Below are 9246 nucleotides of genomic sequence, written 5' to 3'. Positions count from 1 at the left end.
CAACCGTCACGCTGCCAAGCGAGCACCGCGGCGCCAGATGGCGCGGGTGTTCAAAGTGTCGCTGATGTTGGCCACCGGGTCTCCGTCGACCAGCAGGAGATCGGCGCGGAGTCCCTCGGCGATGCGGCCGCGGTCGCTGAGGCGGAAGCGGCGGGCCGTGGTCGCGGTGGCCGCGCGCAGGGCACGGGCGGGCGTGAGGCCGGCCGCCACGAGGTACTGCAGTTCGTGGTGCAGGCTGGCCCCGTGCGCCAGGCCCCCGAAGAAGGTCTCAGGCATGGAGGCGTCGGTGCCGGCCAGCACGTCGACGCCGACGGCGTCCAGAGCACGCACCGTGTCGTACACGTCGTCGAGCTTGCCCTGCGGGTAGCGGTTGTAACTGGAACGCAGAGTGCGGTCCCACTTGCTGTCGAGACGCGCGGCCACCCGGGGATCGTCGGCGAGGTCGCCGCCGGTGATGCCCATCATCGACGCGTTGAGCGCGATGCAGGGAATCACGAACATGCCCGCGTCCTTGATGAGTTCGATGATCTCGGCGGTGTGCGGCCGGTCCATGAACACGTGGGTGAGACCGTCGACGCCGGCTTCGGCGGCCATCTCGGTGGCCTCCAGGGTCAGCGCGTGGGCCACGGTCAGGGCACCGTACTTCTTGGCTTCGGCCACACCGGCGTTCACGGTCGCCTGGTCGAGCGAGGGCAGCCCGGGGTGTCCCTCCACGGTGCCGTCGTCGATCATGAACTTGATGTAGTCGGAGCCCCGGGCGAGGAGTTGGGGCACGAAGGCGGCCGCCTCCTCGGGGGTGGTGGAGTGCGGCATCAGGGGCATGACCGGCGGGAGATCCCAGTTGGGCCGGAAGCCCTCGGGCATCAGCTCGCTGGGGTGGCCGCCGGGCGGGGTGATGGCGAACCCCGAGGAGCGCACGTCGGCCAGGGTGTCGTCGTCGGTGACGGCCCCCCGGTTCTCACGGGTGTTCATGCCCTGCATCTCCAGCTCGGTCGTCACCCCGAACCGCAGGGCGAGCGCCAGGGAGCCCGGGGCGCAGTGGACGTGGGCGTCGATGAGTCCCGGCAGCAGTGTGGCGCCGCTGCCGTCGACGATCTCGCTGCCCCGAGGGACGTCGCCACCGACGCGGGCGATCCTGTCGCCGTCGATGACCACGGTCTGCACGCCCGCCGCCTTCTCCCCGTCGAAGATCTGCGCGTTGGTGATCGCGGTGAGTGCCATGGAAGTCCGCCTCGTCGTCTCGCTCGCCCGAATTTACATACCTGATGCTATGCAGTTGTCCATCGGTATGCAAATGTGCGGGCCGGGCCTAGACTCGGCCCCATGAGCAGCGCGTCCTTCTCCGAGCAGTCCTCCGACGACCTGGTGCTGGACCAGATCGGTCCCGCGCTGTCCCGTCTGCGGCGGCGCGCACCGGCGTCGGGCAAGGACCTCTCCCGCAACCTCGTGCTCAATGTGATCGCCGACGCGCCGGGCGAGACGACCGTGGGCGGTCTCGCCGCCGAGATGGGGGTCGCCCAGCCGGTGGCCAGCAGGACCGTCGCCGCCTGCATCGCGGACGGGCTGCTGCGCCGGGCGGCATCGCAGGAGGACGGTCGGCGGACCGTGCTGGAACTCACGGAACACGGCGAGGCCGAGCGCGACCGCTTCGCCGCCGAACAGCGCAGGGCGTTCGAGGCGATCACCGCCGCATGGTCGCCGGAGGAGCGGATCCAGTTCGCCCGCCTGCTGGCCCGCTACGGAGACGACGCCACCGCATGGTCCAAGAAGCAGGCCGCGCGCCGCGGTTGAACGAGCGGCGCGACGACTTCACGGCGGGCGAACCGGTGACGGCAAATCGGTGACAGCGAATCGGTGAGGGCGACCCGGTGACGGCGAATCCGTGGCACCGGCCCCTACCCCCGCGCGTACGTCTCCCGCAGCTCCACCTTCCGCACCTTGCCCGACACGGTCATCGGGAAGGCGTCGAGGATCTTCAGGCGGCTCGGAATCTTGTAGTGGGCCAGCCTGCCGTCGCAGAACGCGCGCAGTTCCTCCAGGCTCGGCGGTGCGGCCGGGTCGCGCGGGATCACGCAGGCCAGCACCTCCTCGCCGTAGCGCTCATGGGGGACCCCGACCACCTGGACGTCCGCGATCTTCGGGTGGCCGTAGAGGAACTCCTCGATCTCGCGGGGGTAGATGTTCTCGCCGCCCCGGATGATCATGTCCTTGATGCGGCCGACGATCTCGACGTACCCGTCCTCGCGCATCACCGCCAGGTCCCCGGTGTGCATCCAGCGACCGGAGTCGACGGCCTCCGCCGTCTTCTCGGGCTCGTTCCAGTAGCCGAGCATCACGCTGTAGCCGCGGGTGCACAACTCCCCCGCGGTGCCCCGGGGTTGGGTGACCCCGGTCGCCGGGTCGACGACCTTGACCTCGATGTGCGGCAGGACCCGCCCGACCGTGCCCGTGCGGTGCTCCAGGTCGTCGTCCCTGCGGGTCTGCAGGGACACCGGGGACGTCTCCGTCATGCCGTAGCAGATGGAGACCTCCGCCATGTGCATCTCCGCGACCACCCGCTTCATCACCTCCACCGGGCACGGCGAGCCCGCCATGATCCCGGTACGCAGGGAGGAGAGGTCGTAGTCCGCGAAGTCGGGGAGGTTCAACTCGGCGATGAACATGGTCGGTACGCCGTAGAGCGAGGTGCAGCGCTCCTGCTGGACGGCGCGCAGGGTGGCCGCCGGGTCGAAGGAGGGGGCCGGGATGACCACGCAGGCGCCGTGGGACGTGGCGGCCAGGTTCCCCATCACCATGCCGAAGCAGTGGTAGAACGGGACCGGGACGCACACCCTGTCCTGCTCGCTGTAGGAGATCAACTCCCCGACGAAGTAGCCGTTGTTGAGGATGTTGTGGTGGGAGAGGGTGGCCCCCTTGGGGAAGCCCGTCGTGCCCGAGGTGTACTGGATGTTGATCGGGTCGTCGCAGGACAGCTCCGGGTGCACCCCGTCCGGCACGGCCCGCCCCAGCAACTCCTCCCAGCTCGGGTCGCCGAAGTACACCATCTCCCGCAACTCCCGGCACCTGCCCCGCACTTCGTCGACCATGGCCCGGTAGTCGCTGGTCTTGTGGCTCAGCGAGGCGAACAGCAGGGAGACCCCCGCCTGGTTCAGGACGTACTCCACCTCGTGCGTGCGGTACGCCGGGTTGATGTTCACCATGATCGCGCCGATGCGGGCGGTGGCGTACTGGACCAGCACCCACTCGGGGCAGTTGACCGCCCAGATCCCCACCCGGTCCCCCACGGCCACCCCGGAGGCGAGCAGCGCGGACGCCAACCGGTCGACGTCGGCGCCGAATTGGGCGTACGTCCAGCGTCGCCCGGACGGCACGTCGACGAGTACCTCCCGGTCGGGCCACGTCGCCACCGCCCGGTCCAGGTTCGCCCCGATGGTGTCGCCGAGCAGTGCCGTCGGGCCCACTCCGTGCGTGTACGAGTTCACCGGAAGTCCTCCTCTCGGTACTCCGCGTCCGATCCCGACGCCGTGGCCTCGCGCAGCTCGATCCGCCGGATCTTGCCGGACACCGTCTTGGGCAGCTCCCCGAACTCCAGCCGCCGGATCCGCTTGTAGGGGGCCAGCGCCTCCCGGGAGTGCTCGAAGAGCACCTTGGCGGTGTCGGGGCCGGGCTCCCAGCCCTCCGCCAGCACGACGTACGCCTTCGGGACGGCGAGCCGCAGCGCGTCCGGCGCGGGCACGACGGCCGCCTCGGCCACCGCCTCGTGTTCGAGGAGCGCGCTCTCCAGTTCGAAGGGGCTGATCTTGTAGTCGGAGGCCTTGAAGACGTCGTCGCTGCGCCCGATGTAGGTCAGGTACCCGTCCTCGTCCCTCGACGCCACATCGCCGGTGCGGTAGTAGCCGCCCGCCATCGCCTCCGCCGTGCGGTCCGGGTCGCCGTGGTAGCCGGTCATCAGGCCGACCGGCCGGGCCGAGAGGTCGAGGGCGATCTCGCCCTCGGTGGCGCCCGGCGCACCGGAGACCGGGTCGAGGAGTTCGACCTTGTAGCCGGGGCTGGGGCGGCCCATGGAGCCGGTCTTGAGCACCTGCCCCGGGCTGTTGGAGACCTGCACGGCCGTCTCGGTCTGGCCGAAGCCGTCCCGGATGGTGATGCCCCAGGCCCGCCGGACCTGCTCGATGACCTCGGGATTCAGGGGCTCGCCGGCGGCGACCACCTCCCGGGGCGGCGTGCGCAACTGGGTCAGGTCGGCCTGGATGAGCATGCGCCACACGGTCGGCGGGGCGCAGAAGGTCGTGACCCCGGCCCGGTCCATCTCGGACATCAGCCGGCCCGCGTCGAACCGCGTGTAGTTGTGGATGAAGACGGTCGCCTCCGCGTTCCACGGCGCGAACAGGTTGGACCAGGCGTGCTTGGCCCAGCCGGGCGAGGAGATGTTGAGGTGCACGTCGCCGGGCCTGAGGCCGATCCAGTACATGGTCGCCAGGTGCCCGATCGGGTACGAGGTGTGCGTGTGCTCGACGAGCTTGGGGCGGGCCGTCGTCCCCGACGTGAAGTAGAGCATCAGCGGGTCGTCGGCGAGGGTCGGCCCGTCCGGCAGGAACTCCTCGGAGGCCGTGTAGGCGTCCTCGTACGGCTGCCAGCCCTCGGGTACGCCGCCGACGGCGATACGGGTGTAGTCGCCGGGCACCTCGTCGAACTTGGCGGCGTCCCCGGCCCGCACCAGGACGTGCCGCACCCGGCCGCGCTCGACGCGGTCGCGCAGGTCGGCGGGGCTGAGCAGCGGGGTCGCCGGGATGACGACGGCCCGCAGCTTCATGGCGGCCAGGGCCGTCTCCCACAGCTCGGCCTGGTTGCCCAGCATGACGAGGATCCGGTCCTCGGGCTCCACCCCGCGCTCGCGCAGCAGGTTGGCGACCCGGTTCGACCGTTCGGCCATCTCGGCGAAGGACAGCCGGACCTCGCTGCCGTCCTCCTCGACGATGTGCAGGGCGGCGCGGTCGTTGCCCTGCGCGATGACGTCGAACCAGTCGAGCGCCCAGTTGAAGTGTCGCGGGCGGGGCCAGGCGAAGCCCTCGTACGCCGTGGCGTAGTCCTCGCGGTGCTGCAGCAGGAAGTCCCGCGCCCCGCGGAAATCCTCCGTGGCCGTCATCTTGCGTCCTCCTCTTACCGGACCATTGCCGGGCGGCTCTCTGCCATCGTGTAATCCGTGATGCAGGTCTCACTACCCCCGAACGGGGGTGTGTGCCGCGGCGAAGGGACGAACAGGTGACGGTGGAGGCGTCCGGCACGGTGGAGATCCGGCGTGCCCTCGTGCGGCTGCGGCGCACCACGGGCCTGCCGGTCGCCTTCGGCGGTCTGGTGGAGTCCGGCCGCCCGCAGATGCGCATCAGCGAGCTCAGCGGCACGGCCACCACCTCCCTGCTCTCGCTCGCGGTGACCGCGGGCAACGGCCTCGGCGGCAAGACCGTCGCGCTGGCCCGCCCCTGTGCGGTCGTGGACTACTCCCGGTCCCGGCAGATCAGCCACGAGTACGACGCCGCCGTCGCCGCGGAGGGCCTGCGCTCGGTGCTGGCCGTGCCCGTGGTCGTCCGGCGCCGCGTGCGGGGCGTGCTGTACGGCGCCCTGCGCGACGCCCGGCCCCTCGGTGACCGCACGCTGACGGCGGCGGTGGACGCGGCCCGGGACGTGGAGCAGGCGCTGGTCGTGGGCGACGAGGCCCGGGACGTGCTGGTGGCGGCGCGGGCCGAGCCCGCTCCCGGGGACGCCCTCACGCGGGAGCAGGTCCGGGAGGCGCACGCGGCGCTGCGGGCGCTGGCCCCGCGGATCGGCGACCCCGCGCTGCGGGCCGAGCTGCTGGACGCCTGCGCGCTGCTGACCGCCGGTCCCGCCCCCGCGAAGGGGATCGTGCTGGCACCCCGTGAGCTGGACGTGCTGGCCTGCGTGGCGGCCGGGGCGACGAACGCCGGGGCGGCGGACAGGCTGGGCGTGCGGGCCGAGACGGTCAAGGCGTACCTGCGGTCGGCCATGCGCAAGCTCGGGGCCGGGACGCGGGGCGAGGCGGTGGTGGCCGCACGCCGGGCGGGACTGCTCCCGTGACAACCGCCGCTCCCGTACTATTCGGACAACTCATTCATTCACGGGCGCTTTGAATTTCTCCCATACGGAACCGGTTGTTGTCTCCCTCACCACATCTTCCCGTCGAATTTCGAAGCACCTTGCCTAATATTGGCCAGGACACGACACAGGGAGGGGAGCGGTGACCGTGCCACGCGACTTCCAGGAGCCTGCGAGATGCCGCCCCGACCTGGTCATCGGCCGGGACGAGCTGTTCGGCCAGGCCCGCGAGCAGCTGGCCCGCGGCGGCAGCGTGCTCCTGCACGGTCCGGCCGGAATCGGGAAGTCCACCGTCCTGCGCGCCCTGGCCACGGAATACGGCGAGACGGCCCACACCGTCCTGCGCTGCTCGGCCACCGAGTCGGAATCCCACCTCCCCTTCCTCGCCCTCGCCGACCTCTTCGGCCTGGTACTCGACGACGTCTCCGACAAGCTGCCCGCCGCCCAGCGCACCGCGCTCGAATCCGCGCTGACCGGCCGGGGCGAGTCCACCCTCCAGCGCGACGGCCTCGCGCTGCGCCTCGCGGTGCTGTCGGTACTGCGCGCCCTCGCCGCCGAGGGGCCGGTCCTGGTCGTCGCCGACGACATGCAGTGGCTGGATCCGGCCAGCCTGGAGCTGCTCGGCTTCGCCGCCCGCCGGCTCGGCGACATCCCCGTGCGGATGCTGTGCGCGGTCCGGACCGACGGCCCCGAGTACGACCGCCATCTACGCGTGTTGCCGCCGGACTCCCTCGCCGTGCGCTTCCACCCGCTCACCCGCGCCCAGACGGCCGCGCTGCTCGACCACCGCGGCTACACCGGCCTGCAGCGCTCCACCGTCCGGGACATCCACCGCACCAGCGGCGGCAACCCGTTCTACGCGCTGGAGCTCGGCCGCGCCCTGACCGAGAGCCCGGTCCCGCCCCGTCCCGGCGATCCGCTGCCGGTGCCCACCTCGCTGCGGGCCCTGGTGCTGAGCCGCCTGGAGATGCTGTCCGCCGAGGCCCGCCGCACCCTCCTGGTCGCGAGCGCGGGCGCCCGTCCCACCCCGGCCCTGCTGCACGCGGCCGGCCGCGGGGACGCCGAGGCCGAGATGGCCCAGGCTGCCGCGCTGGGTCTGCTCGCGACGGAGGCCGAGGGGCCCGCCGTACGCTTCGCGCATCCGCTGATCTCGGCCGCGCTGTACGCGGAGGCGCCCGCGCAGGAACGGCGGGACGCGCACCGGGCGCTGTCCACGGCCGCCTCCGACCCCATCGAGCGGGCCCGCCACCTGGCCCTCGCCACCAACGGCACCGACCCCGAGGTGGCCGCCCGGCTCGCCGAGGCCGCCGCCCTGGCCCGGGACCGGGGCGCCCCCTCGATGGCCGCCTCCCTCGGACTGCTGTCGGCCCGGCACACCCCGGCCGACAGCGTGCCCGCCCCCGACGTACGGCGGCTCGCGGCCGCCGAGGACGCGATCACCGCCGGTGAGCTGGACCTCGCCCGGGACATCGCCCGGGACGTGCTCACCCGGGCCACCGTGCCCGCGGACCGGGTGCGGGCCTGGATCATCGTGATCGACACCGCGGGCCACGCCATGACGGAGGTCGACGCGGTCTTCCCGCAGGCCCTGGCCGACGCGGGCGACGACCCCGAACTGCTCGCCCTGATCCGCTACCAGCTGGCCTGGCGGGCGCTGCTCGTCGAGGGCGACTTCGACCGGGCCCGCGCGGAGGCGGCCCGCTCGGCGGCGCTGGCCGAACGGGCCGGGGACCGCTACAACGAGCTGATGGCACTGGCCTTCCAGGCCCAGATCGAGACCCTGATGGGTCACCCGGACGCCCCCGCGACCATCAAGCGCGCCCTGAAGGAGCCCCAGGACCCCCGGGTGGCCTGCCACCACAACGGGGCCGGTTACTCCCGTTTCCGCTGGCTGATCATGAGCGACCAGCTGCCCGAGGCCCGCGCGACCGTCACCGCCCTGCTGCGCGAGGTGCGGCGGCGCGGGTCGGTCGAGAGCGAGGTGCACTTCCTGCGCGGGGTGGCCGAGACGGAGCTGCGCTCGGGGCACTGCGGGCGCGCGCTCGACCTGGCCCGGGAGAGCCTGATGATGGCCCGGGACACCGGGATCGGCGAGGTGGCCTCGGCCGTGCTCGCCTCCTTCGCGGAGGCCTCGGGCGGCAACGTCGACCGGGCGCTCGACCTGGCCCGCGAGGCCGTCGACCACGCCGAGGAGAACGGCGACCAGATGTACGAGTCCCGGGGCCTGACCGCCCTCGGGTACGCCCAGCTCGTCGCCGGGGACGCGCAGGGCGCGGTCCGTTCGCTGCGCCGGGTGCGCGAGCTGGAGCAGGGACTCGGCATCACGGACCCGGCCCGCGGACGCTGGCAGGGCGATCTCGCCGAGGCCCTCGTCCGCATCGGGGAGACCGGGGAGGCGCAGGACGTCATCGACGTGACGCGGGTGAACGCGCTCCGGCTCGGCCGGGAGAGCGTGCTCGCCGTGCTCGACCGGGCCGAGGCACTGGTGCGGGCGGCGCGCGGTGAACACGACGCGGCGCTGGTGCAGTTGACCTCCGTGCAGGATCGTCTCGCGAAGCTCGGCCACGGCCTGGAGGAGGCGCGCGCCGCATTCGCCCTGGCCCAGTTGCGCACCCGGCGGCCCGGTCCGACGTCGTACGACGAGGCGGCCCGGCTCTTCAGGCGCTGCCGGGCGCTGCCGTGGCTGCGTCAGGTGGAGGCGGCCGCGCTGGACCGGCCGGTGGAGCCGGAGCCCGCGCACACCCTCGCGCCGGACGGGCTGGAGAGCCTCGAAGGGCTCGCCTCGATGGAGCGTCAGGTGGCCGCGCTGGTCATGGAGGGCGCCACCAACCGGGAGATAGCCGCACGGCTGTTCATCAGCGTGAAGACGGTCGAGGCGACGCTGACGCGGGTCTACCGCAAGCTCGGCATCCGCTCCCGGGTGGACATCGTCCGGCTGGCGGCGGGCCGCAGGCCGTAGCCGAGGGACCGTCAACAACGCGCCACCCAGGGCCGACCGAGGGTTTTCCCTGCCCAACTCCCTTAGGGGGTTCCCTCATTGGGACGGGGAACTGCCGCGTTCTAGCTTGTGAACATGCCGCTCGCCCGGGCATACGGGGGTCGGTCCCGCGACCCCCGTGCTGCACCCCCCACACC

General features: G+C 72.4%; 6 protein-coding genes. 3 read left to right on the top strand and 3 right to left on the bottom strand.

The window, feature by feature from the left end; all coding sequences use genetic code 11:
* Positions 1-6: 6 nt before the first annotated feature.
* Positions 7-1221 carry an amidohydrolase family protein gene (locus EHS43_RS28365; RefSeq protein ID WP_125193582.1) on the bottom strand — a complete coding sequence of 405 codons (1215 nt, stop codon included), beginning with the start codon at positions 1219-1221 and terminating at the stop codon, positions 7-9.
* A gap of 102 nt (positions 1222-1323) precedes the next feature.
* On the opposite strand from EHS43_RS28365, the gene EHS43_RS28360 reads away from it, so the two are divergent.
* Positions 1324-1791 carry a MarR family winged helix-turn-helix transcriptional regulator gene (locus EHS43_RS28360; protein ID WP_125193581.1) on the top strand — a complete coding sequence of 156 codons (468 nt, stop codon included), beginning with the start codon at positions 1324-1326 and terminating at the stop codon, positions 1789-1791.
* Between the two features lie 104 nt (positions 1792-1895).
* Here EHS43_RS28360 and EHS43_RS28355 read toward each other — a convergent pair whose 3' ends face one another.
* Together EHS43_RS28355 and EHS43_RS28350 are read right to left on the bottom strand one after the other, a co-directional pair.
* Positions 1896-3482, bottom strand: coding sequence for an AMP-binding protein (locus EHS43_RS28355; RefSeq protein ID WP_125193580.1), 1587 nt, complete (start codon positions 3480-3482; stop codon positions 1896-1898).
* The gene (locus tag EHS43_RS28350) at positions 3479-5146 is read right to left on the bottom strand and encodes an AMP-binding protein (RefSeq protein WP_125193579.1); all 1668 of its coding nucleotides are present in this window, start codon (positions 5144-5146) and stop codon (positions 3479-3481) included. The genes EHS43_RS28355 and EHS43_RS28350 overlap by 4 nt, the downstream gene beginning before the upstream one ends.
* Positions 5147-5262: 116 nt before the next feature.
* On the opposite strand from EHS43_RS28350, the gene EHS43_RS28345 reads away from it, so the two are divergent.
* On the top strand, positions 5263-6093 hold the full coding sequence (locus EHS43_RS28345) for a LuxR C-terminal-related transcriptional regulator (RefSeq protein WP_125193578.1): 831 nt from the start codon (positions 5263-5265) through the stop codon (positions 6091-6093).
* A gap of 160 nt (positions 6094-6253) precedes the next feature.
* Positions 6254-9070, top strand: coding sequence for a helix-turn-helix transcriptional regulator (locus EHS43_RS28340; RefSeq protein WP_125193577.1), 2817 nt, complete (start codon positions 6254-6256; stop codon positions 9068-9070).
* Positions 9071-9246: the final 176 nt, after the last annotated feature.

The sequence above is a fragment of the Streptomyces sp. RP5T genome, assembly GCF_003933965.1.
Classification (GTDB): Bacteria; Actinomycetota; Actinomycetes; order Streptomycetales; family Streptomycetaceae; genus Streptomyces.
The sequence above is the reverse complement of the archived record's forward strand: the minus strand, read 5'-3'. Positions and strand labels throughout refer to the sequence as shown.

Coding starts and splice junctions, on each gene's coding strand:
- EHS43_RS28365 (WP_125193582.1), bottom strand. CDS start 1,221: ATGGCACTCACCGCGATCACCAACGCGCAGATCTTCGACGGGGAGAAG.
- EHS43_RS28360 (WP_125193581.1), top strand. CDS start 1,324: ATGAGCAGCGCGTCCTTCTCCGAGCAGTCCTCCGACGACCTGGTGCTG.
- EHS43_RS28350 (WP_125193579.1), bottom strand. CDS start 5,146: ATGACGGCCACGGAGGATTTCCGCGGGGCGCGGGACTTCCTGCTGCAG.